The organism is Streptomyces sp. NPDC059850, from assembly GCF_042731515.1.
GTDB lineage: Bacteria > Actinomycetota > Actinomycetes > Streptomycetales > Streptomycetaceae > Streptomyces.
In genome coordinates, this window is sequence record NZ_JBHWJI010000049.1 from 1 (window position 1) to 25484 (window position 25484).

General features: G+C 71.1%; 23 protein-coding genes and 1 tRNA gene. 11 read left to right on the top strand and 13 right to left on the bottom strand.

Annotation, left to right across the window (positions count from 1 at the left end; all coding sequences use genetic code 11):
• Nucleotides 1-92 precede the first annotated feature (92 nt).
• From ACFV9T_RS31460 to ACFV9T_RS31470, 3 genes are read right to left on the bottom strand one after another with little or no spacing between them, the layout of a single operon-like run.
• On the bottom strand, nucleotides 93-842 hold the full coding sequence (locus ACFV9T_RS31460) for a succinate dehydrogenase/fumarate reductase iron-sulfur subunit (RefSeq protein WP_385445849.1): 750 nt from the start codon (nucleotides 840-842) through the stop codon (nucleotides 93-95).
• Complete coding sequence (locus ACFV9T_RS31465; RefSeq protein ID WP_385445850.1) at nucleotides 839-2785, bottom strand: fumarate reductase/succinate dehydrogenase flavoprotein subunit; 1947 nt, start codon at nucleotides 2783-2785, stop codon at nucleotides 839-841. Before ACFV9T_RS31465 ends, ACFV9T_RS31460 begins: the two co-directional genes overlap by 4 nt.
• Before the next feature lies 1 nt (nucleotide 2786).
• On the bottom strand, nucleotides 2787-3533 hold the full coding sequence (locus tag ACFV9T_RS31470; RefSeq protein ID WP_385445851.1) for a succinate dehydrogenase cytochrome b subunit: 747 nt from the start codon (nucleotides 3531-3533) through the stop codon (nucleotides 2787-2789).
• A gap of 83 nt (nucleotides 3534-3616) precedes the next feature.
• Here ACFV9T_RS31470 and ACFV9T_RS31475 point away from each other — a divergent pair, with 83 nt between their 5' ends.
• A complete protein-coding gene (locus ACFV9T_RS31475) occupies nucleotides 3617-4552 on the top strand; it encodes a LysR family transcriptional regulator (RefSeq protein WP_385445852.1) in 936 nt (311 codons plus the stop codon).
• Between the two features lie 22 nt (nucleotides 4553-4574).
• On the opposite strand, the gene crcB is transcribed toward ACFV9T_RS31475, so the two are convergent.
• The 3 genes from crcB to ACFV9T_RS31490 are packed head-to-tail and all read right to left on the bottom strand — an operon-like array spanning nucleotide 4575 to nucleotide 5751.
• On the bottom strand, nucleotides 4575-4937 hold the full coding sequence (gene crcB / locus ACFV9T_RS31480) for a fluoride efflux transporter CrcB (RefSeq protein ID WP_385445853.1): 363 nt from the start codon (nucleotides 4935-4937) through the stop codon (nucleotides 4575-4577).
• Nucleotides 4934-5299, bottom strand: a complete 366-nt coding sequence (locus ACFV9T_RS31485; RefSeq protein ID WP_385445854.1) for a DUF190 domain-containing protein — start codon at nucleotides 5297-5299, stop codon at nucleotides 4934-4936. Before ACFV9T_RS31485 ends, crcB begins: the two co-directional genes overlap by 4 nt.
• A 14-nt stretch (nucleotides 5300-5313) precedes the next feature.
• Nucleotides 5314-5751, bottom strand: a complete 438-nt coding sequence (locus ACFV9T_RS31490; protein ID WP_385445855.1) for a fluoride efflux transporter FluC — start codon at nucleotides 5749-5751, stop codon at nucleotides 5314-5316.
• Nucleotides 5752-5864: 113 nt separating this feature from the next.
• On the opposite strand from ACFV9T_RS31490, the gene ACFV9T_RS31495 reads away from it, so the two are divergent.
• A complete protein-coding gene (locus ACFV9T_RS31495) occupies nucleotides 5865-6083 on the top strand; it encodes an MbtH family protein (RefSeq protein ID WP_385445856.1) in 219 nt (72 codons plus the stop codon).
• A 79-nt stretch (nucleotides 6084-6162) separates the two neighbouring features.
• On the top strand, nucleotides 6163-7146 hold the full coding sequence (locus ACFV9T_RS31500) for a zinc-binding alcohol dehydrogenase family protein (protein WP_385445857.1): 984 nt from the start codon (nucleotides 6163-6165) through the stop codon (nucleotides 7144-7146).
• 9 nt (nucleotides 7147-7155) lie between these two features.
• Here ACFV9T_RS31500 and tgmB read toward each other — a convergent pair whose 3' ends face one another.
• Nucleotides 7156-8088, bottom strand: coding sequence for an ATP-grasp ribosomal peptide maturase (gene tgmB, locus ACFV9T_RS31505; protein ID WP_385445858.1), 933 nt, complete (start codon nucleotides 8086-8088; stop codon nucleotides 7156-7158).
• Nucleotides 8089-8113: 25 nt separating this feature from the next.
• Nucleotides 8114-8305, bottom strand: a complete 192-nt coding sequence (gene tgmA / locus ACFV9T_RS31510; RefSeq protein ID WP_358617536.1) for a putative ATP-grasp-modified RiPP — start codon at nucleotides 8303-8305, stop codon at nucleotides 8114-8116.
• A gap of 880 nt (nucleotides 8306-9185) precedes the next feature.
• On the opposite strand from tgmA, the gene ACFV9T_RS31515 reads away from it, so the two are divergent.
• The 3 genes from ACFV9T_RS31515 (at nucleotide 9186) to ACFV9T_RS31525 (ending at nucleotide 11886) form a co-directional block, all read left to right on the top strand.
• Nucleotides 9186-10499 carry a hemolysin family protein gene (locus ACFV9T_RS31515; protein ID WP_385445914.1) on the top strand — a complete coding sequence of 438 codons (1314 nt, stop codon included), beginning with the start codon at nucleotides 9186-9188 and terminating at the stop codon, nucleotides 10497-10499.
• Nucleotides 10496-11521, top strand: a complete 1026-nt coding sequence (locus ACFV9T_RS31520; protein ID WP_385445859.1) for a hemolysin family protein — start codon at nucleotides 10496-10498, stop codon at nucleotides 11519-11521. The genes ACFV9T_RS31515 and ACFV9T_RS31520 overlap by 4 nt, the downstream gene beginning before the upstream one ends.
• 98 nt (nucleotides 11522-11619) lie before the next feature.
• On the top strand, nucleotides 11620-11886 hold the full coding sequence (locus ACFV9T_RS31525; RefSeq protein ID WP_385445861.1) for a GlsB/YeaQ/YmgE family stress response membrane protein: 267 nt from the start codon (nucleotides 11620-11622) through the stop codon (nucleotides 11884-11886).
• A 70-nt stretch (nucleotides 11887-11956) separates the two neighbouring features.
• Here the strand turns inward: ACFV9T_RS31525 and ACFV9T_RS31530 are convergent, their stop codons facing one another.
• The 4 genes from ACFV9T_RS31530 to ACFV9T_RS31545 form a co-directional block, all read right to left on the bottom strand.
• Nucleotides 11957-13180, bottom strand: coding sequence for an MFS transporter (locus ACFV9T_RS31530; protein WP_385445862.1), 1224 nt, complete (start codon nucleotides 13178-13180; stop codon nucleotides 11957-11959).
• Between the two features lie 110 nt (nucleotides 13181-13290).
• Nucleotides 13291-14031 carry an arylmalonate decarboxylase gene (locus ACFV9T_RS31535; RefSeq protein ID WP_385445863.1) on the bottom strand — a complete coding sequence of 247 codons (741 nt, stop codon included), beginning with the start codon at nucleotides 14029-14031 and terminating at the stop codon, nucleotides 13291-13293.
• A gap of 46 nt (nucleotides 14032-14077) precedes the next feature.
• The gene (locus ACFV9T_RS31540; protein ID WP_385445864.1) at nucleotides 14078-14302 is read right to left on the bottom strand and encodes a tautomerase family protein; all 225 of its coding nucleotides are present in this window, start codon (nucleotides 14300-14302) and stop codon (nucleotides 14078-14080) included.
• Nucleotides 14303-14331: 29 nt separating this feature from the next.
• Nucleotides 14332-18159, bottom strand: coding sequence for an amino acid adenylation domain-containing protein (locus ACFV9T_RS31545; protein WP_385445865.1), 3828 nt, complete (start codon nucleotides 18157-18159; stop codon nucleotides 14332-14334).
• A gap of 337 nt (nucleotides 18160-18496) precedes the next feature.
• On the opposite strand from ACFV9T_RS31545, the gene ACFV9T_RS31550 reads away from it, so the two are divergent.
• Nucleotides 18497-19045, top strand: coding sequence for a MarR family winged helix-turn-helix transcriptional regulator (locus ACFV9T_RS31550; protein WP_385445866.1), 549 nt, complete (start codon nucleotides 18497-18499; stop codon nucleotides 19043-19045).
• A 5-nt stretch (nucleotides 19046-19050) separates the two neighbouring features.
• Here the strand turns inward: ACFV9T_RS31550 and ACFV9T_RS31555 are convergent.
• Nucleotides 19051-19126 (bottom strand) — tRNA-Arg (locus tag ACFV9T_RS31555).
• A gap of 383 nt (nucleotides 19127-19509) precedes the next feature.
• On the opposite strand from ACFV9T_RS31555, the gene ACFV9T_RS31560 reads away from it, so the two are divergent.
• The 4 genes from ACFV9T_RS31560 to ACFV9T_RS31575 all read left to right on the top strand — a co-directional run bounded on the left by ACFV9T_RS31560 (nucleotide 19510) and on the right by ACFV9T_RS31575 (nucleotide 25405).
• Nucleotides 19510-21126 carry a dynamin family protein gene (locus ACFV9T_RS31560; RefSeq protein WP_385445915.1) on the top strand — a complete coding sequence of 539 codons (1617 nt, stop codon included), beginning with the start codon at nucleotides 19510-19512 and terminating at the stop codon, nucleotides 21124-21126.
• Nucleotides 21123-23147: a GTPase gene (locus ACFV9T_RS31565; RefSeq protein WP_385445867.1), complete on the top strand. Its 2025-nt coding sequence runs from the start codon at nucleotides 21123-21125 to the stop codon at nucleotides 23145-23147. Before ACFV9T_RS31560 ends, ACFV9T_RS31565 begins: the two co-directional genes overlap by 4 nt.
• A 164-nt stretch (nucleotides 23148-23311) precedes the next feature.
• A complete protein-coding gene (locus tag ACFV9T_RS31570) occupies nucleotides 23312-23764 on the top strand; it encodes a single-stranded DNA-binding protein (RefSeq protein WP_385445868.1) in 453 nt (150 codons plus the stop codon).
• Between the two features lie 207 nt (nucleotides 23765-23971).
• Nucleotides 23972-25405 carry a Cys-Gln thioester bond-forming surface protein gene (locus ACFV9T_RS31575; protein ID WP_385445869.1) on the top strand — a complete coding sequence of 478 codons (1434 nt, stop codon included), beginning with the start codon at nucleotides 23972-23974 and terminating at the stop codon, nucleotides 25403-25405.
• Nucleotides 25406-25484 lie beyond the last annotated feature (79 nt).

Below are 25484 nucleotides of genomic sequence, written 5' to 3' on the forward strand. Positions count from 1 at the left end.
GGGCCGCCCCCCCGTCGCCCGCTCGGGCCGGCAACCGACCCCGCCGGGGGACGTTGCCGGGCACTCGCGTCGTCTCAGGAGCCTCAGAAGCCTCAGGAGTGGCGGCCCTTGAGGCTCGCCCGCAGGAACTCCCGGTTCATGGTCGAGATGGACTGGAGCGGGATGCCCTTCGGGCAGGCCGTCGCGCACTCACCGGTGTTGGTGCAGCCGCCGAAGCCCTCCTCGTCCATCGTGCCGACCATGTCCAGCACCCGGGACTCGCGCTCGGGCTGCCCCTGCGGCAGCACGTTCAGATGCGTCACCTTCGCCGAGGTGAACAGCATCGCCGAGCCATTGGGGCAGGCAGCCACGCACGCCCCGCACCCGATGCACTCCGCGTGCTCGAACGCGGTGTCCGCGACCGGCTTCGGCACCGGCGTGGCGTGCGCCTCCGGGGCGCTCCCGGTCGGGGCGGAGACGAAGCCGCCCGAGCCGATGATCCGGTCGAACGCCGACCGGTCCACCACCAGGTCCTTGACGACGGGGAACGCGGCGGCGCGCCACGGCTCCACGTCGATGGTGTCGCCGTCCTCGAAGTGCCGCATGTGCAGCTGACAGGTGGTGGTGCGCACCGGCCCGTGCGCCTGCCCGTTGATCACCATGCCGCACGCCCCGCAGATGCCCTCGCGGCAGTCGTGGTCGAACGCGACCGGCTCCTCCCCGCGCAGGGTCAGCTGTTCGTTGAGCGTGTCGAGCATCTCCAGGAAGGACATCTCGGGCGAGATGCCCTCGACTTCGTACACGGTCAGGGCGCCCGGCTCCTCGGGGCCGCGCTGGCGCCAGATCCGCAGGGTGAGCCTCATGCGTAACTCCGCTGGGTGGGGTGGACGTACTCGAAGACCAGGTCTTCGCGGTGCAGCTCGGGCGCGCGACCCGTGCCCCGGAACTGCCAGGCCGCGGCGTACGAGAACGCCTCGTCGTCGCGGGCCGCCTCGCCGTCCGCGGTCTGGCTCTCCTCGCGGAAGTGGCCGCCGCAGGACTCGGCGCGGTGCAGCGCGTCCAGGCACATCAGCTCGGCCAGCTCCAGATAGTCGACGACCCGGTTGGCCTTCTCCAGCGACTGGTTCAGCTCCTTGCCGTGGCCCGGCACCTTGATCCGCCGCCAGAACTCCTCGCGCAGCGCCGGGATGCGCTCCAGCGCCTTGCGCAGCCCGGGCTCGGTGCGGGCCATGCCGCACTCGTCCCACAGCAGCTCGCCCAGCTCCCGGTGGAAGGAGTCGGGGGTGCGGTCGCCGTCGTTCTCCAGCAGCCGCCGCAGCCGGTCGGTCACCGACATCAGGGCCTCGGACACCGCCGGATGGGCCGGGTCGACCTCGTCGTGCGGATGGCGGGCGAGGTAGTCGTTGATGGTGGCGGGGAGGACGAAATAGCCGTCGGCCAGGCCCTGCATCAGGGCGGAGGCGCCGAGCCGGTTGGCGCCGTGGTCGGAGAAGTTGGCCTCGCCGATCGCGAACAGCCCGGGCACGGTGGTCTGCAGGTCGTAGTCGACCCAGAGTCCGCCCATCGTGTAGTGGAGGGCGGGGTAGATGCGCATCGGCACCTCGTACGGGTTCTCCGCCGTGATCAGCTGGTACATCTCGAAGAGGTTGCCGTACTTCTCCTCGACCGCCGCCCGGCCCATCCGCCCGATGGCGTCCGCGAAGTCCAGATAGACGCCCTGCCCGCCGGGGCCCACCCCGCGTCCCTCGTCGCATACGTTCTTCGCGGCGCGGGAGGCGATGTCGCGCGGCACCAGATTGCCGAACGCCGGGTAGATCCGCTCCAGGTAGTAGTCGCGCTCGTCCTCCGGAATCGCGGCGGGCGGACGCGTGTCGCCCTTCGCCTTCGGCACCCAGATGCGGCCGTCGTTGCGCAGCGACTCGCTCATCAGGGTCAGCTTCGACTGGTGGTCGCCGGAGCGCGGAATGCAGGTGGGGTGGATCTGGGTGAAGCAGGGATTGGCGAAGTAGGCGCCGCGCCGGTGGGCCCGCCAGATCGCGGTGGCGTTGGAGTTCTTGGCGTTGGTGGAGAGGTAGAAGACATTGCCGTAGCCGCCGGAGGCCAGCACCACCGCGTCCGCGAAGTGGGTGGAGACCTGGCCGGTGATCAGGTCGCGGGCCACGATGCCGCGGGCCCGCCCGTCGATCACGATCAGGTCGAGCATCTCGGTGCGCGCGTGCATCTCCACGCCCCCGGCGGCGATCTGGCGGCTGAGCGCCTGATACGCGCCGAGCAGCAGCTGCTGACCGGTCTGGCCGCGGGCGTAGAAGGTGCGGGAGACCTGGACGCCGCCGAACGAGCGGGTGTCCAGCAGACCGCCGTACTCGCGGGCGAACGGCACGCCCTGCGCCACGCACTGGTCGATGATCTCCACCGACACCTGGGCGAGCCGGTGGACGTTGGACTCGCGGGCCCGGAAGTCGCCGCCCTTGACGGTGTCGTAGAAGAGGCGGCGGACGGAGTCGCCGTCGTTGCGGTAGTTCTTGGCGGCGTTGATGCCGCCCTGGGCGGCGATGGAATGCGCCCGGCGCGGCGAGTCCTGGTAGCAGAACTGCACGACGTGGTAGCCCTGTTCGGCCAGCGTCGCCCCGGCCGCGCCGCCCGCCAGCCCCGTACCGACCACGATGACCGTGTACTTGCGGCGGTTGGCCGGGTTGACCAGCTTCGCCTCGAAGCGGCGGCGGTCCCAGCGCCCCTCGACGGGCCCGTCCGGGGCCTTGGTGTCGGCGATCGGCTCACCGGTGGCGTAGTCCGTGTACGTGTTCATCTCAGCTCACCACTCCACTCATCACGCCGATGGGTACGGCGATGAAACCGCAGGTCAGGACGGCAGCCAGGCCGTTCGCGGCCAGCTTGAGGGCCCGGTCGCGGCGCGGGCGGCCCGCGCCGAGGGTCTGGGCGGCGCTCCAGAAGCCGTGCCGGATGTGCAGGCCGAGGGCGAGCATCGCCACGATGTAGATGGTGTTGCCGTACCAGGTGGAGAAGGTCGCCACGACGTTCTCGTACGGATGGCCGGGCTCGGCGCGCTCGTTCACCGTGAGCGTCGTCAGATCCAGGATGTGCCAGACGATGAACAGCCCGAGGATCACCCCGCCCCAGCGCATCGTGCGGGTCGCGTAGCTCGCCCGCCGCCGCTGATGCGCGTAGCCGCGCGGCCTGGCCGCGATATCCCGGCGGCTGAGCTGGTACGCGGCCACGCCATGCAGGACGACGGCGGCCAGCAGCCCGACCCGGGCCAGCCACAGGAACCCCTCGTGCGGGAGGAACGGTTCGCCGAGGGTGCGCAGCCAGTGTGCGTAGCCGTTGAGGTCGCCGGGCCCGAAGAAGATCTTCAGGTTGGCCAACATGTGGGCCACCAGGTAGCTCAGCATGATCAGCCCGGTGACGGCCATCACGGCCTTCTTACCGATGGTCGACCGCCACACGGAGCCGATGAGGGACGGCTTCCGCGGCGGCTTCCGCTTCTGGCCGGGCCGCCGCTCGTGGCCCGTGTCCGTCCGTGTCGCCAGTGCCATGTCTGTGACGCTAGGCAGCGCCCTGGTGATTAGTCCAAGACATGCTATGGCTGGATTCCATAGTCATTGCCTATGATCGCTGGGTGCAGCTGCAGCAGCTCCGCTATTTCGCCGCCGTCGCGGACACCCGCCACTTCACCCGCGCCGCCGAGCGGCTCCATGTCGCCCAGCCGTCGCTGTCCCAGCAGATCAGGGCGCTGGAGCGGGAGCTGGGCGCCGAGCTGTTCCACCGTGCGCGCGGCCACATCGCCCTCACCGACGCGGGGGAGGCGCTCCTTCCGCTGGCCCGCCAGATCCTCGCCGACACCGAGACCGCGCGCCGCGAGGTCCAGGAGGTCGCCCAGCTCCGGCGCGGCCGGGTGCGGCTCGGCGCCCCGCCAAGCCTGTGCGCCAGCCTCGTTCCGGATGTGCTGCGCCGCTTCCACGACGAGTTCCCGGGCATCGAGCTGATCATCGACGAGGGCGGCTCCCAGGACCTCGTGCGCACCCTCGCCGCCGGTGAGCTGGACCTCGCGCTGATCATCACCCCGCTGCCAGGACAGGCCCCCGCGCTCGCCGCCACCGAGCTGCTGCGGGAGGAGCTGGTGGTCGCCTCCTCGCCCGCGTCCCCGCCGCCCGTGAAAGCCCGCCGGATCCGGGTCGAGGATCTCCGCGACCGGCCGATGGCGATGTTCCGCCGAGGCTATGACCTGCGGGAATTCACCACGGCGGCCTGCCGGGCTGCCGGGTTCGAGCCCTTGTTCACGGTCGAGGGCGGCGAGATGGACGCGGTGCTCGGCTTCGTACGGGCCGGGCTCGGCATCGCCGTCCTCCCCGCCATGGTGGCGGCGCGCTCGGGGCTGCGGGTCACGCCCTTCGCGGGCACGGCGATGCGGCGCACCATCGCCGTCGCCCACCGCAAGGACGTCGCCCCGCCGAGGGCCGCGCGCGAGCTGCGCCGGGTGCTGCTGGCGTATCTGCGCTCGGCCGACGCCGACGACCTCCCGGGCCTCCCGGCGGGCACCCGCCTGCTGCCCTGACCTCGCTGATCCTGCCGCGCGCTCAGCCCCAGAGCGCGGTGGCCGCCGCTGCGCCCGCGAAGGCGGCCGCCACCCCCGCGACCACGCTGCCGACCGCGTTGGCGACCGCGAGACCGAGCGCCCCGTCCTCCGCCAGCTTCAGCGTCTCGTACGAGAACGTCGAGTACGTGGTCAGCGCCCCGCAAAGACCCGTCCCGAGCAGCAGCCGCACCTGCGACGACGCGGCTCCCGCCGCCACCGCCCCCAGCACCGCGCACCCCACCACGTTCACCACGAACGTCCCCCAGGGGAACACCGAGTCGTGCCGGGCCTGCACCATCCGGTCGGTCAGATACCGCAGCGGGGCGCCGACCATCGCGCCCGCCACCACCAGGAGCCAGTTCACCGGTCATCACGTCCCGGGGCGTCGCGTTCCGGGGCGTCGCGTTCCGGGAAGCGGACGATCTCGACCGGGTCCAGGATCACCGGGCCGTCGCCGGTGATCTCCTCCAGCTCGGGCAGGAAGGACCGCACCCGCTCCTCCGTATCGATGATCACCACGCAGACCGGCAGTTCCTCGCTGAGCGACAGCAGCCGGGAGGTGTGGACCAGGGACGAGGCGCCGAAGCCCTCCACCCCGCGGAACACGCTCGCCCCCGCCAGCCCCGCCCGGTGTGCGCGATGCACGATTTCGGCGAAGACCGGTTTGTGGTGCCAGGTGTCACTCTCGCCGACGAAGACGCTCAGCCTCAGTCCGTTCGCGTTCATCCCGTGCTCCTGCCCTACGCCCCGACGGCCCCGATGACCCGACGGGTGCCCGCCACCGCGCCCCATACCGCCGCCATCGCCGCCAGCAGCGTCACCACCAGATAGGCCGCCCCGGTCGCGGCGTGGCCGTCCACGACGAGCTGCCTGAAGTCCACGGCGTACGTCGAGAAGGTGGTGAACCCGCCCAGCACCCCGGTGCCGAGGAAGGGCCGCACCAGCCGGTGGGCCGCCCATACCTCGCCGATCAGCGCCAGCAGGACGCCGATGAGCGCGCAGCCCACCGCGTTGACCAGCAGCGTCGTCCACGGGAAGGCGCCTGTGGGGGTAGGCCACAGCAGGGCCGCCCCGTACCGGGCGGACGCGCCGATGGCGCCGCCGACCGCCACCACGCACACCACCGGGCCCTGCCCGTGCCATGCGCCGTGCCGCGGCCGTCGTGGGTCCTTCACCATGCGATTCAGGCTACGTGGCGCGGGCGCGGCTTCACGCCGCGTGTCCCCGGCCGGTACCGTCGGGCCGGAAGATCGTGAGGCGTGCCGGACAGCAGTTGAGACAGGAGTCAGCCATGAGTAACCCGTTCGACAATCCCGACGGCCGTTACGTCGTGCTCGTCAACGACGAAGGACAGCACTCCCTGTGGCCCTCCTTCGCCGAGGTGCCCGAGGGCTGGACCGTCGCCCACGGTGAGGACGACCGCCAGGCGTGTCTGGGCTACGTCGAGGAGCACTGGACCGACATGCGTCCGAAGAGCCTCGCGACCGCGATGGACGCCCCCGCGTCCTGACCGTTCCTGATCGCAGGCGGCCCCGCCACGGCGTTACGTTGGGCGTGTGACGGGTGCGAACGCTGACATTCCGGGCACCATGCGTGCCTGGGTGGTCCGCACGCCGGGCCGGATCGACCAGGTAGAGCTGCCGATTCCGCGCCCGGCCGCCGGTGAACTGCTGGTCCGGGTGCGGGCCTGCGGGGTCTGCCGTACCGATCTCCACGTCCGCGACGGCGACCTGCCGCCGCACCGCACCCCCGTCGTCCCCGGGCACGAGGCCGTCGGCGAGGTGATCGCGGCGGGCGAGCGGGCCGCCGGGCCCGCGCCCGGCGCCCGGGTGGGCGTCCCCTGGCTGCGCCACACCTGCGGCCGGTGCCGCTTCTGCGTACGCGGCCAGGAGAACCTGTGCCCCGCGTCCGTCTACACCGGCTGGGACGCGGACGGCGGTTACGCCCCGTACGTCACCGTACCGGCGGCGTACGCCTATGAGCTGCCCGCCGGATACGCCGCCGAGGAGCTGGCGCCACTGCTGTGCGCCGGGATCATCGGCTACCGCGCGCTGCGCCGCGCCGACCTCCCGGCGGGCGGACGGCTCGGCATCTACGGCTTCGGCGGCTCCGCGCACCTCACCGCGCAGGTCGCCATCGCGCGCGGCGCCGTCGTCCATGTGCTGACCCGCTCGGCCGCCGCCCGGGCCCTCGCCCTCGAACTCGGCGCCGCCTCCGCCCGGGACGCCCGCGACCGGCCGCCCGAACCGCTCGACGCCGCGATCCTGTTCGCCCCGGTGGGCGAGCTGGTGCCGGTGGCCCTGGAGGCGCTGGACGCGGGCGGCACGCTGAGCGTCGCCGGAATCCACCTCTCCGACATCCCCGCGCTGACGTACGAGCGCCATCTCTTCCACGAACGCACCCTGCGCAGCGTCACCGCCAACACCCGGGAGGACGGCCGCGAGTTCCTCACCGCGGCCGCCGCCCACCACATCCGCGCCACGGTCACCCCGTACCCCTTCGACCGCGCGGACGCCGCCCTGGACGACCTCGCGAACGACCGGGTGAACGGCGTCGCGGTACTGACGCTCTGAGCGGCGCTCTCAGACGGGACGGGGCGCGGCGAGCCAGTCGGCGATGGCGGCGGCGATCGGCTGTCCGGTCTCCAGCTCGATGAACCCGAACTGACCGCCCTGATTGCACTCCAGAAACCACCAGGTGCCGTCCTCGTCCTCGGCGAAGTCGAAAGCCCCGTAGGCGAGACCGCCAAAGGTCAGGTATTCCCGGACGGCCCGGGCGATCCGGTGGGGAACGTCCACCGCGTCCCATAGATGGCCATAGAAACCATACCTCCCATCAACCTGCCCGGAAGCTGCTGTCTTCCGGGCGGCGAACAAACGGCCGCCGACGCAGGTGAGCCGGATATCGGCCGTTTTGGGAATGTAGCGCTGAAGAAGCGTGGCACCTGCCGCGACGCCCGAGAAATCCGTCTCGGGGTCAATGCGGGTGGTGGGCAGTGTGATGGGCGGATTGACCGGCGGAGGGCCGGAGACGGTCTTCACCACGATGTCCTGGAACTGGCTGGCGAACTCCTTGGCGGCGCGCGGATAGGTGGTGATGAGCGTCGGCGGAACGGCGAATCCGCTGCGATGGGCGGTGCGCAACTGCCACGGTTTGGAACGTGCCAACTGGGCGGCACTGGGATGGTTCATCCAGCGCGCCTCGGTGGAATACAGCATTCCGTACAGGGCCTGTCCGCACTCGGCGGTCAGCCACTCGGAGGGCTCGGGGGCGTGCGCCGCTGGTTGCCCCGGGCGGCGCACCCATATGGACCGCAAGCTGTTCACGCTGACCAGACGGCCGTCGGTCGACAGATAGCCGGTGAAGTCGCCGCGGTCGAATTCTGTCGAGATCCCTGCCTGGCCGGGAAGGTCGGCGGGATCGAATCGGATCAGCGGGACATTTCGCTCACGTAATTCGGACACCACCAGGTCCGCTGTCACATCCTCCTGGCAGGTCAGGATCAGTACGGTCATCGACGTCGTGGGTCGGTGGGGACGGTCAGTCGTCGAAGTGCGTCTTGGAGCCCGCGGTGGAGGTCGTCGTGCCGCATTCCAGAAGCACCCCCCGGTCGGAGATGGCGGGGCGTCCATCGGGCAGCACATTCAGCTGCAGGGCGGCGTTGTACGAGTACGGAATGACAGCCGGTGATTGTTCGGCTGGGACCGCGTGGTTCAGGGCGAAGGGCTTCATGACGGACCTCTAATGCTCCACGGGATTCGCTTGTTTCGAGATGAGCTGCACCATCACACAACAGTACGTACTAAATTGGTAGGAGTCTCGCTACGCGCTGTTATGTCAGATCTGTGACAGCATGAAGTACGTCACACCGCACGCGCAATTCCATTACCGATGCCCCGGTTCCGGTCTGCGGTCCGTGCCGCGACGGCCCCGGCGTGAACGCCGGTCACCTGCCGCATACCTGCCTCCACCTCCGCTTTTCCGGGGGTGCCGTGCCGCTCCCCGGGCAACCCGCCCTGCCTGTCGGCCTTCAAGACGCCATCCGGGCCGCCCGGGTTGGCCGATAAGGCCACTCCGATCTCCCTGGCCGCGAGGGCGCAGCGCAGCGCCTGTGTGAGCTGGGTCTCTCGCGCCCCGTTCCGTGGCGGCCCGCCGGGGCGCGCCGGACCGGCGGCCGGTACCGGGCCCACGAAGGGGCTCTCGGTGCCGAATCGACCAGGCAGTCGTTTGAACACCATCGCGGCGTTCACTCCTTCTCTGTGCGCCGTTCACCGTTCTTGCCGGACCGAACGCTCCGGCCGGGTAAAGCAACTCCCACGCCCCTGCCATGGGTGGATCAATTCGGCCAACTGGCCGGGTGTCGCCCGCACTTCCCCGCGGCCCTTGCCAGGGCGGGGTGCCGGGCCGACGGGCGGGAACCACGGATCGTGCTTTACCGTTCTTTTACCAACAGCCCCTCGAGCCACGAAGGAGTCGCGGTCACCGCGATGGACGACCCTCCCAGTACCCCCCGCCCCGCCCCGGATGCGCATGAGTCCGTATCCGCCCCCGTATGCGCCCCCATATCCACCCGTGAGCGGTCCGCCGAGCGCACAGAGAGGGGACCGGCGTGCTGACCGAAGTGCTGTTGGTCCTGCTGGCCTTGGCGCTGACCCTGGCCTGCGCGGTCTTCGTCGCCGCGGAGTTCTCGCTCACCACGGTCGAGCGGGGTGAGCTGGAGCGCGCCGCCGCGGCGGGCGAGCGGGGCGCCGGAAGCGCGCTCAAGGCCGCGCGCAGGCTGACGTTCCAGCTCTCCGGCGCCCAGCTGGGCATCACCGTGACCTCACTGGTGATCGGCATGCTCGCCGAGCCCTCGCTGGCCGTCCTGCTGCGGGGCCCGCTGCGGGCCGCAGGTCTTGGCGGCGCCGCCTCGTCCGTGGCCTCGGTGCTGGGCGTGGCGGTCTCGACCGTCGTCCTGATGGTGATCGGCGAGCTGGTGCCCAAGAACTGGGCGATCTCCCGGCCGCTGGCCGTGGCCAAGGTGGTCGCGGGCCCCCAGCGCGGCTTCACCGCCGCCTTCGCCCCGCTGATCCACCACCTGAACAACACCGCGAACCGCCTGGTGCGCCGCGCCGGTCTTGAGCCCGCCGAGGAGCTGGCCTCGGCGCGCACCCCGGACGAACTGGTCGCGCTGGCCCGCCATTCGGCCGCGGAGGGCGCGCTGGAGCCCGATTCGGCCGAGCTGTTCGTCCGTACGCTCCACCTGAGCGAGCTGACCGCGGAGAACGTGATGACCCCGCGGGTGGACGTCCAGGCGCTGGAGGCGCACGCGAGCGCCGCCGACGCCGCCAACCTCACGCTGGCCACCGGCCTGTCCCGGTTCCCCGTCTACCGCGACAGCCTGGACGAGGTGGTCGGCACCGTGCACATCCGCGACGTCCTCGCGCTGGACGCCGCCCGCCGGGCCGACACCCCGGTCACCGAGCTGACCACCGCCCCGCTGCTGGTCCCCGACAGCCTCCCGGTGGACCGGCTGCTGGACCGGCTGCGCGGCGCGCACACCATGGCCCTCGTCATCGACGAATACGGCGGCACCGCCGGGGTCGCCACCCTGGAGGACGTCGTCGAGGAGGTCGTCGGCGACGTACGCGACGAACACGACCCCGACGAGACCCCCGCCCTGGTGCCCGCCGGACCCGGCACCTGGGAGGCGGACGGCGCCGTCCGGCTGGACGAGCTGTCCGCGATCGCCCTGACCGTGCCCGAGGGCCCGTACGAGACCGTCGCGGGCCTGATGGCCACCGCCCTCGCGCGCATCCCCGAGGCGGGCGACGGCATCGAGACCGACGGCTGGCAGCTCACTGTGCTCAAGGTGGACCACCACCGCGCCGACCGCGTACGGATCACCGCCCCGGCCGCCGCCCACGCGCAGGAGGACCCCCGATGACCCTGCTGCAACTGGCCATCGGCGCCCTCACCCTGCTCACCAACGCCTTCTTCGTCGGAGCCGAGTTCGCCCTGATCTCCGTGCGCCGCAGCCAGATCGAACCGCGCGCCCAGGAGGGCGGGAAGCGCGCCCGCACCGTGCTGTGGGCGCTGGAGCACCTGTCCGCCCTGCTGGCCACCGCCCAGCTGGGCATCACCATCTCCTCGCTGGTCCTCGGCGCGGTCGCCGAACCGGCCATCGCCCACCTGCTGGAGCCGGTGTTCGCCGCCGCCCGCGTCCCCGAGGCCCTGGTGCACCCGATCGCCTTCGTCCTCGCCCTGGCGGCGGCCACCTATCTGCACATGCTCATCGGCGAGATGGTCCCCAAGAACATCGCCCTCGCCGCCCCGGAGCGCACCGCGCTGCTCCTCGGCCCGCCCCTGGTCGCCGTCACCCGCGCGCTGCGCCCCGTCGTCTTCGGCGTCAACGCCTTCGCCAACGCGCTGCTGCGGCTGCTGAAGGTCGAGCCCAAGGACGAGGTCGAGTCGGTCTACACCGACGCCGAACTCATACGCCTGGTCCGGGACTCCAGCGACGCGGGCCTCCTCGACGCCTCCGGCAGCGAGCGGCTGCGCGACGCCCTGGAGCTGGGCACCCGGCGGGCCGGGGACATCCTGGTCCCGCTCGGCGAGATGGTCACCGTGGACCACCGGGTCACCCCCGCACGTCTGGAGCGCACCGCGGCCGCCTCCGGCTTCTCCCGGCTGCCGGTCACCGGCCCCGGCGGCGCCGTGCTGGGGTACCTCCACATCAAGGACACCCTCGGCGTCACCGACCGCGACCGGCCCTTCCCCGGCGCCGCCCTGCACACCGTCACCCGGGTGCCGGCCGATACCCCGCTGGACGACACGCTGACGGCGATGCGCGGCGCCGGTACGCACCTGGCGGCGGTGACGGGCGACGACGGTTCCGTCCTCGGGTTCGTGACGATGACGGACGTCCTGGAGGAGCTGGTGGGGGAGGCGGCATCGGACGCGCCCTGACCGGCCCGGCGCGAGGTTTGACCCCCGTGGCCCGGTAAAGAAGCCGGAACGGGCAGCCCAGCCCTGCACCCCGCATATCGAAAGGCCAGAACCGCACCATGAGCATCGTGAGCTGGATCGTCCTCGGGCTGATCGCCGGAGCCGTCGCCAAGTTCCTTCTCCCCGGCCGTGACCCGGGCGGTCTGATCGGCACCACCGTCATCGGCGTCGTCGGGTCCTTCATCGGCGGCTGGCTCTCCGCCAAGTTCCTCGACCGGCCCGTCGACGACCAGTTCTTCGACCCCGCCACCTGGGGAGCCGCCATCGGCGGCTCCCTGGTGCTGCTGATCGCCTACCGTCTGCTGTTCGGCCACTCCCGCCGCTGACGGCGGCGGGCGGCGCGTCATGCGAAACGGCCTCCTCCGCTACGTCCGTAGGGGAGGAGGCCGGCGGGGTTCAGCCGTCGGTGACCCGGGGGCCGGGCTTGAAGCCGTGCCGGTGGGCCAGCGCGACGACGGCGGTGGCCAGGACGGCCAGCCCGAGCAGCACCCAGGGTATGGACCCGGCACCGGTCGACTCCAGGAGGAGACCGCCGAACACCCCGCCGCCCGCGACCGCGAGGTTGAAGACGGTGACGAACATCGACTGCGCGACATCGGCCGCGTCCCCGGCCGCGTCGGCGTTGGCGGTCTGCAGCAGCGTGGGCGCGCCGCCGAACGTCACACCCCAGACGACGATGCCGAGGAACACCATCGGCACCGACGAGCCCGCGACCCCCAGCACCAGGGACGCGAGCGCGAACCCGGCGAGGCTCAGCAGGGTGACCGGGCGCAGCTTGCGGTCCACCAGGACTCCGGTGAGCCAGATCCCCACGATGGCGGCGGCGCCGAACACCAGCAGCGCGAGGTCGACGCGCCCACCGAGACCGGACCGCTCCAGGAAGGGCGCGATGTAGGTGTAGAGGATGTTGTGCGCCAGGATCCACAGGAGCACCACGGCCAGCACGGAAGCGATGCCCGGCAGGGCGAAGATCTTCCGGAGCGGCTCCCGTTCGGTGGCGGTCTGACCGGGGAAGTCCGGGACCAGCGCACGGATCCAGAGCACCAGCAGCAGCGCGACGGCGGACATGATCCAGAACACTCCGCGCCAGTCGAACAGCGACCCCAGCCAGGTGCCCAGCGGGACCCCGAGAGTCAGCGCGACCGGCTGGCCCACCCCGACGATGGCCAGCGCCCGGCCCTGGAGGCTTTCGGGTACCAGCCGCCTGCCGTATCCGGCGAGCAGCCCCCAGACGACTCCGGCCGCCATACCGGCGATGAAGCGGGCGACGAGGGTGAGTTCGTAGCTGGTGGACAGCGCCGTGATGGTGTTGAAGATCAGCAGCCCGCCGACCGAGAGGAGCAGCAGCGGCCGTCGTCGCATACTGCGGGTGGCGGCGATGACAGGGATGGCCGCTACCACGGAACCGATCGCGTACAGCGTGACGAGCTGCCCCGCCAGCCCTTCGGAGACGCCGAGACCGTCGCCGATCTGCGGGAGGAGGCCCGCGGGCGTCGTCTCGGTCATGATGGCCAGGAATCCGGCCGTGGTCAGCGCCAGCAGTTTCCCGATGGGAAGCCGGTCGCCGTCGGTGACCCGCTGCGGGTCGATGGCAGTTGTGTCACTGCCGGTATTGCTCACGTAGGTCTCCTTGTTTTCCAAATCGGCGCCGGGCGGGGGCGTTCAGGCCGCCCCCGCCCAGCTTTATTGGTGATTCAGTACTGCTCGGTTATCCAGTACCGCTCGGTGGCTCAGTACTGCTCGGCCAGGGAGCCGAATCCCCTGATGCGGTCGGCGATGCCGTTCTGCCGCAGCGCCCGCCAATAGAGCACCGTGTTGTTGGAGATGACCGGCTTGCCGAGCCATTCCTCGGCACCGGCCGCGACGCGCATCATGGCCATGTTGGTGCCCACCTGCACGATCGCCTCCACGTCCGGGGTGTCGACGGCCTTGATGGCCTCGCGCAGCTCCGGTTCGTGCACATGGGCGATCCGCTCCGGACTGCTGCACCCCAGTCCTGTCATCGATACCACGTCATATCCGGATTCGGTGAAGAACCGGCTCACCGAGTCGTCACCGGCCGGCACGTACGGGGTGATGACGCCGAGCCGCCGGGCGCCGTATTGGGACAGCGCCGTGGTGAAGGCGTCCGGGCTCATGGTGACCGGAAGGCCCCCGCTGGCGGACTTCATCGAAGCCACCACCTCGTCCTGAGAGCCGGGGCCGTCCCAGTAGATCTCAGGGGAGAAAGCGATGACGAAGCAGTCGGGTTTGCACGGCAGCAGACTGTCGATCGCCCGGTGGGTCGACTCCCGGTAACTGCTGACCAGATCGTCGATACCGCCCGTGAGCGAGGTGTCCTGGGTCTGCATGCGTCCGGTGTGGTTGGTGACCCCCTCCGGCCGCATGGCTTCCATTTCCGGCTGGACGGAGGTGTTGGTCGCCGGAAGGACCACGCCGACTTTGAGACGCGGTCCGAGGCAGTCGGTCATATCGCGCTCCTTGTGCTGTGCTGTGACGGTGAGTTGGGGCTGATTCTTAAGTGCCCGGGGCCTTGATGAGGAGGTGCTGCCGCCCTATGATTTCCGGAACGATGACGGCGTCGTTCCATGACGACTGGTCCACCTGCTCCAGTGCGATCGAGACGGCGCCCTCGGGGACCTCGAAGTGCCGCATCACCAGCGCGGTGAGGTCCTCGGTGAGCTGCCTCCGTTGTTCTTCGCCGACGTCCAGGGGAAAGTGCTTGATGTTGAGATGAGGCACGTCTTCCTCCGTGAGGATCAGTTGGGGGATCAGTTGTCGAGGCGGGTGTGGATTGCCGAGATGAGTTCGCCGACCCCCTTCTTCTTCAGCACGCTGTAGTGATCCCCGACCAGCTCGACCGTGGTCGGCGGGGTCGCGGAATAGCCCGAGCTGTCCTCGATGAACGAGTAGTCGTCGCCCGTGGCCTTGAAGATGGTGATGGGCGTGTTCAGCTTGCGCTCGGCCAGTTCGCGGAAGCTGTACTCGAATTCGTACGTCGCTTCCACGATCCGGGTGATCCGGCGGATGAGCGCTTCGTCCAATTGCGGGAGGAGTTCATGGATGAACGCCACGAACTCGTCCTCGTGCCGGACCGTTTCGAGGCACCGATCGCGGTCGGGCCCGCTGATTCCGCCGGTGAAGACGGAGTAGAGGATCGTGAGGTAGGCCGGATTGCGGTACGTCGCCTCACGCCCGTACTGCTTCCCCTCCGTCTCCCGGACCTTGGGGTTTCCGGGGCAGATCAGAAACAGGTTCTCCACCCGTTCCCCCGCGTCCTCCAGCTGCCACGCGGTCTCGAAGGCGACCCGGGCGCCGAAGGAATAGCCCCACAGGGTGTAGGGGCCCTCCGGCTGGATTTTCCGGATCTCGGCCACATCCGCCGCGGCCATGTCCCGGATCGTCGGGTACGGCGTCTCGCCGTCGTTGATGCCGTGCGCCTGGATTCCGTAGAACGGCCGGTTGACATCCGCGCCGGAGGCGAGCTGCTGGAGGTTCATGGGATAGCCGCCGAGTCCCGGCCAGCAGAAGACCGGCGACTTTCCGCCCTCGGGGTGCAGCCGCAGGAAGCGGGATATCTCCCCGGTGGCGGTGCCGTCGACATGGGGGGCGAGACGGCTGACCGTGGGCGCGTCGAAGAGCACCTGGACCGGCAGCTTGGTCCCGAATCGCTTGTTGAGGCGGTTGACCAGGGTCACGGCGATGAGCGAATTGCCGCCCGCTTCGAAGAAGTTGTCCTCGGTGGATACGGGCTCGTACTTCAGCGCCGCGCCCCACAGCTCGGCGAGGGCCTTCTCGATGTCCGTCTCCGGGGCCACGAACTCCCGGCTCTCCAGCCCCTGGGACATCTCGTCGAAGCCGGCCAGCGCCTTGACGTCGATCTTCCCGTTGGCCGTCTGCGGCAGCGCGTCCAGGACGACGACCTTGTTGGGCAGCATGTAGTCCGGCAGATAGGAGGCCAGGTCGTCCCTGATCACCTCGGTCGGGCCCTTCATATGGACGATGTCCTCGCCCATGCCCTCGCTCGCCTCCTGCTCGGCCGATATTCGGCCGCCGACGAAGAAGTAGGAGGCGCCGGTCGGGATCGAGCACTCGGTCAGGATGGCGTCCAGACGCCGTGCGGCGGGCAGCGGATGGCCGGTCTTGGAGCTGTAGCCGGAGGACATCAGGCCCAGCCCCAGCTGGTTGGCCTGGAGGTGGTGGAGCTTCTTGCCGAGCGCGATGTACTCCAGCCAGGGCTCGGTGGCCCGGCTGACGGCGCTGATGCCGAAGCTGGAGCGCTCGTAGACCGCCTGGTTGATGGCGATCACATGCCTCTTCTCCACCAGTTCGTCGGAGATCTTCTCCAGGTCGCCGGACCGGTAGCGGTACTGACCGCCCGGCAGATCGGTGACCTTCCCGGGGTGCACCTGGAGGTAGACCTCGGTGGGGTCGTCCGGCTGACGGCCGTCGCTCTGCCGGATGTCGAAGGTGCCCAGGTAGTGGTCGTCCTCGGCCACGTCGAACTGCGGCAGCAGCTCCGGATGGAACCCGTCCGGATGGATGGCCAGGCCATGGGCGGGCAGCACCTGCTCGAACAGGCCGACCATATGGCCCGTCTCGAACTCCAGCACTTCGCCGATGTTGTTCTTGTAGACGGGCTCGATGGCCTGCCGCTTGCCGACGAAGTGGACCTTCAGTCGCGGGGATCCGTCACCCTTCACCGTGCGGATCAGCGCGAGCTGGTGGTCCAGCGGGTTGTAGTAGTAGATACCGGCCGCCAGCTCGCCGATGCCCGCGATCTCCAGGTACATCTGGGTCGCGTACAGCGCGCCGGGCGAGGCGTACGCGTACTTCGGCAGCAGCCGCTCCTCGCTGTGGAACTGCCCGAAGGAGCGCAGGATCGCGCCGAGACCGCTGAGGGTCAGATCGCCGAGCGGCCGGGACGCGAAGGGGTCCACCCCGTGGTCGAGCAGCTTGAGGATGCGTGCCCGGCTGGTGTCCCCGCCCTCGTAGAAGCGGTAGGTCTTGCGGGCGAACGCCTCGCGGCGCAGCTCCGGGCTCGCGTCGCGGCCGGGAAGGTCCACCTGGGTCCGCCCGGTGAGCTGTTCGGACGAACGCAGCCCGGGGTTGGAGAGCTGGGCCTTGACCTGCAGCTTGTTGGATTTGGACTGGTGGTGGGAGCCGTGGTTGCCCTGGTCCATCAGGGCGGCTTCCTTGGGGTTCAGCTCCACGGCGGCGACGAGGTTCTGGGAGCCGGTGCGCGGATCGTCCTTGACCAGGACGGCGGCCCGCTTGACCCAGGCGTGGTTCTCGATGGTGCGGGCGACCTCGTCCAGTTCGACGCGGTAGCCGCGCAGCTTGACCTGGCTGTCGGTCCGGCCGAGGAAGTGGACGATGCCGTCGGGCGCCTGGGACACCAGGTCGCCGGTCCGGTACAGCCGCACCGGGTCCTGCCCGGGGTCCAGCGCGAGGTGCGTGAAGCGCTCCTCGGTCACCTCGGGCCGGTGCAGATAGCCGCGGGCGAGCTGGACACCGGAGATGTACAGCTCACCGGTCTCGCCATGCGGCACGGGCCGGTGGCTCTCGTCCAGCACGTGGTAGCCGGTGCGGGCGACCGGGGCGCCGATGGGGATGACGGTGGGTTCGTCGTCCACGGTGGCCGGGGCCACCTCGTACGCCGAGGAGTTGATGGTGCACTCGGTGGGTCCGTACAGGTTCACCAGCCGCGCCGTCGGCAGCGTCGCGAAGAACTCCGAGGCCAGTGCTCTGGTGAGCGCCTCGCCGCCGCTGAACACCCGGGACAGGCTGGTGCAGTCGCCCAGCCGCTCGGTGTCCACCAGGGCCTGGAGCAGCGTCGGGACGCACTGGAGCGTGGTCACCCCGTGGCGGTCGATCGTGTCGATCAGCCCCTCCGGGTCGCGGTAGACGCCCGGGGCGCCCATCACCACGCGGGCGCCGCACGCCGAGCCGAGGATCTCCCACTGGGCGGCGTCGAAGCTCATCGGGGTCTTCTGGAGGATGACGGTGCCGCCGCCGAGATGACCGGATTCCTGGAGCCAGCCGAGCTGGGCGGCGATGCTGCGGTGCTCGACCATCACCCCCTTGGGCTTGCCGGTGCTCCCGGAGGTGTAGATGACGTAGGCGAGCCCGTCCGGCCGCGGCTCTTCCTGTGGGTCCGGCTGGGTTGGCGGCGACCCGCTCGGCAGCTCGGTCAGGGCCTCGTCCACCGTGAGGACGAGGGTCTCGGGCGGGGCGAGTTGGCGCAGCCGGTCGGCCAGATGCGGCTGGCAGACGATGACGTGGGCGCGGGCGTTGTCGATGATGAAGCGCAGCCGCTCCTCGGGATAGTCCGGGGAGAGCGGCACATACGCGCCTCCGGCGCTCAGGATGCCCCACGCGCCGACGATGAGGTCGAGTGACGGATCAGCGAAGAGCCCCACCCGGTGGTCACGGCCTACGCCGGACTTCTGGAGCCGAAGAGTTAAACGGGTGCTCCGGTCGAGGAGGTCCCCATAGGTGAGGTGGGTGTCGCCGGCGACGACGGCGATGTCGTCGGGCCGTGCGGCGGCCTGTGCTCGAAGGAGCGCAGGCAGGGTGGCGTGGTTTCCGACAGGCATGAAAAACCTTCCCGCTGTCTCTGTTGATGGCTTCCGGCGATGGCTTTCGGATGCGAACGCCGGCGGATGAGATCAAGCAGTTATGACGAGACTGGTCTGTTCAGGTCTTCGGTGGTCTCCCCCGGGCCATGGCCCCGCCCGGGCTGTGGCCCGGAACGGATCCCGGGCCTGGCGCAGGCAAGGGGCATGGACGAGGGTTGTGTGCTCAAGGGCCCGCCTGGTTGTGCCCCCGTTGCGTACCCAGAGCTGTCTGACAGCCACTGACCGTAGAAAGCAGGCTTGCTCCATGTCAAATAGTTCGATGTTGAACTCACCTCGAAGAGACGGGACCGGCGAGGTGAACGAGCATCACGAACAGGTGCGTGAGGAGGGCGAGGACGCGCTCGACCGCATCCTTCAGCAGTGGGCGGAAAGCCGCCCTGACCTGGACCCTTGGTCCATGGGAATGATGGGGCGGCTCTTCCGCGCGACCCGGCTCGTCGAGTGGGGGGTGGTGGAACACCTCGACGCCGAGGGCATGGAGCGCTGGGAATTTGACGTACTCGCAACATTGCGGCGCAGTGGTCCGCCGTACGCCTTGTCCCCGAAAGCCCTGGCCGCGACCATGATGATCAAGCCGCCGGCGCTGACCCACCGGGTCGACCGGCTGGTGAATCGCGGCCTGGTCGACCGCGAACTCGACCCCACCAACCGCCGCCGCATGGTGATTTCACTCACCCAGGAGGGGTTCGAGCTGGTGGACAACGCGGTGGAGGGGCATATCCGCAACGGGGAACGCCTGTTCAGCGCCCTGGACCGGACGGAGCAGGAGCAGCTGTCGCAGCTGATGCGGAAGCTGCTGCTCTCCCTCGGCGACGCGGCGCCCCCCAGCGCGCCGGGGCGGTGAGCCAGTGGCGCCCCCGGCAGGACTCGAACCTGCGGCCAAGCGCTTAGAAGGCGCCTGCTCTATCCACTGAGCTACGGGGGCCGGTGGTGGGCCTGGAACTGCTGAGCCCCCGGGTGCCGACGGGCCCGCGGTGCGGCCGTGGTGCCGGTGGCCGGGCGCGGCGGATCCGTGACCTTGCCGGGGACAAGGATAGGGCTCCCTGCGCCTCGCCCCGGTTGCTTCACCTCCGTGGCACGTTGTGGAGGTTCAGTGAAGCGGTCCGATAATCGCAGGCAGGTACGAAACTCGCATCGTTTTTCACGCCCCAAACGGCGGGTGTTGTCTACTCGTTATGCCTGAGCCCCGTCCGCCCCGCCTGCCTCATGTCCGATCTGAGGTGATCCGGGTGGGTCTCTTTGACGCGCACGAGTGACCATACGCTTCAAAAAGAGATCAAAACCGGGCATTCTTCGCATGTGGCGATCTTGGACGTACGGCCCCGGCTGCTCGACGCGCTGACCGCTCTGCGTGACCGCGTTGACGCCGCACGCTTTCCGCTCCCCCTTCCCGGTGCCGACCGCGCTCGCCGCAGCCGTGCCGAGTTGCTCGCTCAACTGGACGACTACCTCGTGCCCCGGTTGCGTGCCCCCGAAGCGCCTCTGCTGGCGGTGATCGGCGGATCTACCGGAGCAGGGAAGTCCACTCTGGTCAATTCCCTGGTCGGTCGACGGGTCACGGAGGCCGGGGTGCTGCGGCCGACGACCCGTACCCCGGTGCTGGTCTGTCACCCCGACGATCACTCCTGGTTCGCCGGGAAACGGGTGCTGCCGCAGCTCACCCGGGTCTGGGTACCGGCCCAGGGAGACCGCGCCGAGGGCCCGTACGACGAGGAGGAACGGGCCCGGGAGGGCGAGGGGCCCGCGGCGCTGCGGATCGAGACCGACCCGGGACTCGCCCGGGGGCTCGCCCTGCTCGACGCGCCCGACATCGACTCGCTCGTCGCCCGCAACCGCGATCTCGCGGCCGAGCTGATCTGCGCCGCCGACATCTGGGTGCTGGTCACCACGGCCACCCGGTACGCCGACGCCGTCCCCTGGCATCTGCTGCGGACCGCGAAGGAGTACGACGTGACACTTGTCACCGTGCTGGACCGGGTTCCGCACCAGGTCGCCGCCGAAGTTTCACGTCAGTACGCCGCGCTCCTCACGGTGGCCGGGCTCGGCGATGTGCCCCGTTTCACCATCCCCGAGCTTCCCGAGTCGGCGGGCGGCGGCAGCGGACTGCTCCCGGCCACCGCCGTCGCCGCGCTGCGCGACTGGCTCACCCGGCACGCCCAGGACCCGCAGGCCCGTACCGTCGCCGCCGCCCGCACCGCGGCCGGTGTCCTCGCCTCGCTCCAGGCCCGGATGCCCGCACTGGCCGGGGCGGCCGCGGCCCAGCACGCCGCGGCGGTGCGGCTGGTCCAGCGGGTCGAGGGGGCGTACGGGGAGGCGGCCGAGCGGGTGCGGCGGGAGATCGCCGCGGGCGCGGCCCTCGCGGGCGGCGCGCTCACCCACTGGCACGGCCAGCCGCACGACAGCACCCCCGATGAGCTTCTTACGGCGCTCACCGACTCCCTCGCGACCCTGCTGCGCAGCGCGGCGGCCGCCGCCGACGACCGGATCGCCGAGGCCGGGAAGCGGGACCCCGCCGCCCGTACCGGGCTCGCCCCGGCCGACGCGCGCGAGGCCGGGGAGCGGATCGGCGTGGCCGTACGGCGCTGGCGGCGCTGCGTCGAGGAGCTGGCCGAGGAGGAGACCCGCGCCCGCGTCCCCGACGGCGCCGGGCCCGACGCGTCCGACGAGGTCGCCGCCTTCCTGGTGGCCTCCCTGCTGGGCGGGCGGCGGGCCCGTAAGGCGGGCGAACGGCTCGCCGAGACGCTGGGCGCGCACCGCGCGCTGCGGCTGGGCGACCGAGGCGGACGGCTGCTGGACGGCTGCGTCGCGCGCGCCCTGGAGGCGGAGCGCGACCGGCGGCTCGCGCCGCTCGACGCGCTGGACGTGACCCCGGACCACCAGGTCCAGCTGATCGCCGCGCTGTCCCTACTGCAGAAGGAGAGGTGACCGACGTGGCGGCTACTGCTGCTGGTCTCGACGGCGGGGACAAGTGCGGGCACGGGGGCGACGCGGGCGCCGAGGGTGTGGTGCGGGCGCGGCAGACGTGGGACGACGGGCTGATCGCCCGGCGCGCCGGGCGGCGGGTCGCCCGCCGCGCCCCCCGGGAGGTGCCCGGCCCGGCGGCACCGGCGGCACGGACCGCTCCCGAGGGCGAGCGGTGCGAGCCGTACGGGACCGATGACGCGCGGCAGACCCGCGAGCCGTCCTGCGTCCCCTACCGGTCCGGCGACTTCCGGTCGGACGATTACCGGGCCGGTGACTTCCGGTCCGGTGACTACCGCTCCGGCGACTACTGCTCGGGCGATCCCTATAAGACGTATGAGGCCTACGAGGCGTACGCCTCGTACGAGCGACCCTTCGGGCCCGGCGCCCGCAGCTTCGCCGCCGGGAGTCTGCGGCCGCGCCTGGACGCCCTGCGCCAGCTCGTGGGGCTCTCCCGCACCCGGCTGGACGGACGCACCCTCGCCGGGGCCGGGCGGGTGCTGGACGAGGCCGCCGCGCGCGGACGGCATCCGCTCGGGCACACCGTCGTCGCCCTCGCGGGGGCCACCGGAAGCGGTAAGTCGACACTCTTCAACGCGCTCGCCGGGGCGCCGCTCTCCGAGGCCGGGATCCGGCGGCCGACCACCGCCGCGCCGCTCTCCTGCGCGTGGACCGATCACGCCGACGGGCTGCTGGACCGGCTCGGCATCCCGCCCGTGGACCGCCGCCGCCCGGCGTATCCGTACGACCCGGCGCTGCGCGGTCTCGTCCTGCTCGACCTGCCCGACCACGACTCGGCCGCCCCGGGCCACCGGGACCGGGTGGACCGGCTGCTGGGGCTGGTCGACGCGGTGGTGTGGGTGGTGGATCCCGAGAAGTACGCGGACGCGGTGCTGCACGAGCGCTATCTGCGGCCGCTCGCCGGATACGCGGAGGTGACGTTCGTCGTCCTCAACCAGGTGGACCGGCTGCCGGGCGACGCCGCCGATCAGGTGCTGGACGATCTGCGGCGGCTGCTGGACGAGGACGGGCTGGCGCTCGGCGAGCACGGGGAGCCGGGCGCGGCCGTGCTCGCCCTGTCCGCGCTCACCGGGGAGGGCGTCGGGGAGCTGCGGGACATGCTGGGCGGGCTCGCGGCCGAGTGCGGCGCGGCGGAACGGCGGCTGGCGGCGGACGTGGACGGCACGACCGCGCGGCTGCGGCCGCAGTACGTGGCGGACGGTTCACCGGCCGGGTTCACCGGCCGGGCGCGGGCGGCGTTCGAGGACCGGCTGGCGGAGGCGGCGGGCGCGGCGGCGGCCGGGCAGGCCGCGGAGCGGGCCTGGCTGCGGGACGCGCAGTGGGCGTGCGGGACGCCGTGGGGGCGGCTGGTACGGGGGCGCGGGCCCGGCGGCGGGCGGGCGGAGGACGAGCGGGAGGCCCCGGGGGCGCGGGCGAAGGCGGCGGAGCGGGAGGCGGTCACGGCCCGGCCCGCGGTGGAGGAGGCCGTGCGCACACTCGCCGACGAGGCCACGGCCGGGCTGCCCGGGCCCTGGGCACAGGCGGTGCGGGAGGCGGCGGGCTGGGGCGGCCGGGGGCTGCCGGAGGCGGTGGACGAGGCGGTGGCGGCGGCGCGGCGCGGACAGTGCCTCACCCGGCCCGCGTGGTGGTCGGCGATGGCGGGGGCCCAGGTGGCGCTGCTGGTGCTCCAGGTGGTGGCGGCGGTCTGGCTGGTGGGGGCCGTGGCGGGGCTGTTCGGCGGGCCGGGGTGGTGGGCGCCCGTGGCGCTGGCGGCGGGCGGCGCGCTGGCCGGGACGGGGCTGGCGTGGGCGTGCGGGCTGGCGGCGAGGGGGCCCGCGCGGCGGTACGGCCAGGCGGCGGAGACCCGGCTGCGGGACGCGGCGGTGGGCTGCGGGCGAGCGCGGGTGCTGGGGCCGGTGGGCGCGGAGCTGGCGCGGTACCGGGAGGTGCGGGCGCAGTACGTGATCGCGGCGGGGGAGGGCTGAGGGCGGTCGGGGCTCACCGGGTCGCTTCACCGGAACGAGGGCGCGGGTTATCCACAGCCTGGGGGTTGTGCACAGGCTCCGGCGAGGGGCGCGGATCGCGGGCAGCATGGGGGTCGGCGGTCCGGTGGGCCGCCGGGGGAGCGCGGGAGAGCGGGGGAGCGGGCATGAACGAGACCTGGACGACGGTGCTGGGGAACGCGGCGACGCGGCCGGATTTCTGGGAGACGGCGGCCGGGGTCGCGGTGGCCCGGTTCCGGCTGGCGGCGACGGTGCGCCGCTGGGACCGGAAGAGCGACGGCTGGGTGGACGCGTACACGAGCTTCTATACGGTCTGGGCCTGGCGCACCCTCGCGGCGAACGTGGCCGCTTCGGTGACACTCGGCGAACCGCTGCTGGTCCATGGCACCTTGCGGGTGCGTGAGCGGGAAAAGGAGCGGGAGCGGGAGGGAGCCCGGCAGGGCGCGGGGGAGGGGGAGAGCGGACCCAAGCGGTGGGTCACCGCGGAGATCGACGCGGTGGCGGTCGGGCACGACCTCACGCGCGGTACCTCCGCCTTCCGGCGAGTCTCACAGGCCAAACCGCTTTTAAACGCACCGACCGGGGCAACGTCGCCGTGACCAGGGGGGATTTATCGATAATCCCAGGTCATTTGGGGTCTGTGGGCGAGATAACAATTCCGATTCGGATCGGTTGGGGTCAGGTCCAATCGGGGATCACGCGGCTTTTCGCTCCCTAGGATCCCTGAGTGCCCAACGGGGGTTACTGAGTTTTGAGTTCGCTGGCGATGCGCACCGACTGACCGGCGCTCGCCCGGAGGGGAAACCATGATTTCTGTGAAGAGGCGGGGTGCCGCCCGATTCGCGGCCGCCGTTCTGGCGTCTGGGCTGGTCGCCGTGGGCGCGATAGCCGGCGCCGGCGCCGCCGCCGCGGACGAGGTGCCTCCGGGAAGCGGTGGGGCCACCACCACGCTGAGCGGCCTCAAGACCTTCGACAAGGCGGTCATCCACGAAAAGGGCGGCAAGGGCGACCAGGAGGTCGGCGCCGGTCTCTTCGAGATGGCGGTCGACAACGGCGGCAGCATTCAGACGTACTGCATCGATCTGCACAACCCGACGCAGAGCAAGGCCAAGTACGAGGAAAAGCCCTGGAGTCAGACCTCACTGGCCAACAACCGCGAAGCGGGCAAGATCAACTGGATTCTGCAGAACTCCTACCCCCAGGTGAACGACCTCGCCGAACTCGCCTCGAAGGCGGGCTCCGGCGCCCTCACCGAGAAGACCGCGGCCGCCGGTACGCAGGTCGCCATCTGGCGCTTCTCCGACCGGGCGAAGGTCGACGCGGTCGACCCGGCGGCCGAGAAGCTCGCCGACTACCTGGAGAAGAGCGCGCGGAACCTGGCCGAGCCCAAGGCCTCGCTGAGCCTGGAACCGTCCGCCGTCTCCGGCAAGGCCGGTGAGCCGATCGGTCCGGTCACGGTCCGCACCAACGCCGAGAGCGTCACCCTGACCCCGGGCACCGAGGCCGTCGAATCCGGCGCGAGGCTCGTCGACAAGAGCGGCAAGACGATCACCAGCGCCGCCAACGGCGGCGAGGTCTACGTCGACGTGCCGTCCGGCGCGGACGACGGCTCCATCTCGCTGACCGCCCAGGCCGCCACCAAGGTTTCGGTCGGCCGCGCGTTCTCCAGCGACACCAAGAGCCAGACCCAGATACTCGCCGGTTCCAGCGAGAGCACCGTCTCCGCCTCCGCCACCGCCCACTGGGCGGAGGAGGGCGCGGTCCCGGCCGTCACCGCCGAGAAGGACTGCGCCGAGGGCGGTGTGGACGTCACGGCGACCAACAAGGGCGACGAGGCGTTCACGTTCTCGCTGCTGAACCAGAAGTACACGGTCGAGGCCGGTCAGTCGAAGACCGTCACCGTTCCGGTGAACGAGGACCGGAGCTACACGTTCAGCGTCCGGGGCCCGAACGGTTTCAAGAAGTCCTTCTCCGGGGTCCTCGACTGCGAGACCGCGGGCACCGCGACCGGCGGCGACAGTGACAGCCCCTCCACCAAGGCGGGCCCGGCGTCGGCCGGGGGCACCGGCGAGGTCGTCAGCGGTGACACCACCGCCGTCGACGACACCGGCGGTGACCTCGCCGAGACCGGCGGCAGCAGCACCACCCCGGTGATCGCGGGCATCGCCATAGCGCTCGTCGTGGTCGGAGGCGCCGCGATCTTCTTCGTCCGGAAGAAGAAGTCCCCCACGGGCGAGTGACCGTCGGTGGAGTGACTACTGACGACGGACGGTGAGGAAGGGCCGGGGCGGCGAGCAATGGGTTTCCGCCTCGGGCCTG

Bases quoted from the DNA above. Each gene is read 5' to 3' on its own strand.
- ACFV9T_RS31520 (WP_385445859.1), top strand. From the start codon at position 10,496: ATGACCCTGCTGCAACTGGCCATCGGCGCCCTCACCCTGCTCACCAAC.
- ACFV9T_RS31495 (WP_385445856.1), top strand. From the start codon at position 5,865: ATGAGTAACCCGTTCGACAATCCCGACGGCCGTTACGTCGTGCTCGTC.
- ACFV9T_RS31575 (WP_385445869.1), top strand. From the start codon at position 23,972: ATGATTTCTGTGAAGAGGCGGGGTGCCGCCCGATTCGCGGCCGCCGTT.
- tgmB (WP_385445858.1), bottom strand. From the start codon at position 8,088: ATGACCGTACTGATCCTGACCTGCCAGGAGGATGTGACAGCGGACCTG.
- ACFV9T_RS31485 (WP_385445854.1), bottom strand. From the start codon at position 5,299: ATGAACGCGAACGGACTGAGGCTGAGCGTCTTCGTCGGCGAGAGTGAC.
- ACFV9T_RS31490 (WP_385445855.1), bottom strand. From the start codon at position 5,751: ATGGTGAAGGACCCACGACGGCCGCGGCACGGCGCATGGCACGGGCAG.
- ACFV9T_RS31465 (WP_385445850.1), bottom strand. From the start codon at position 2,785: ATGAACACGTACACGGACTACGCCACCGGTGAGCCGATCGCCGACACC.
- ACFV9T_RS31545 (WP_385445865.1), bottom strand. From the start codon at position 18,159: ATGCCTGTCGGAAACCACGCCACCCTGCCTGCGCTCCTTCGAGCACAG.
- ACFV9T_RS31525 (WP_385445861.1), top strand. From the start codon at position 11,620: ATGAGCATCGTGAGCTGGATCGTCCTCGGGCTGATCGCCGGAGCCGTC.
- ACFV9T_RS31460 (WP_385445849.1), bottom strand. From the start codon at position 842: ATGAGGCTCACCCTGCGGATCTGGCGCCAGCGCGGCCCCGAGGAGCCG.
- ACFV9T_RS31535 (WP_385445863.1), bottom strand. From the start codon at position 14,031: ATGACCGACTGCCTCGGACCGCGTCTCAAAGTCGGCGTGGTCCTTCCG.
- ACFV9T_RS31500 (WP_385445857.1), top strand. From the start codon at position 6,163: ATGCGTGCCTGGGTGGTCCGCACGCCGGGCCGGATCGACCAGGTAGAG.
- ACFV9T_RS31570 (WP_385445868.1), top strand. From the start codon at position 23,312: ATGAACGAGACCTGGACGACGGTGCTGGGGAACGCGGCGACGCGGCCG.
- ACFV9T_RS31470 (WP_385445851.1), bottom strand. From the start codon at position 3,533: ATGGCACTGGCGACACGGACGGACACGGGCCACGAGCGGCGGCCCGGC.
- tgmA (WP_358617536.1), bottom strand. From the start codon at position 8,305: ATGAAGCCCTTCGCCCTGAACCACGCGGTCCCAGCCGAACAATCACCG.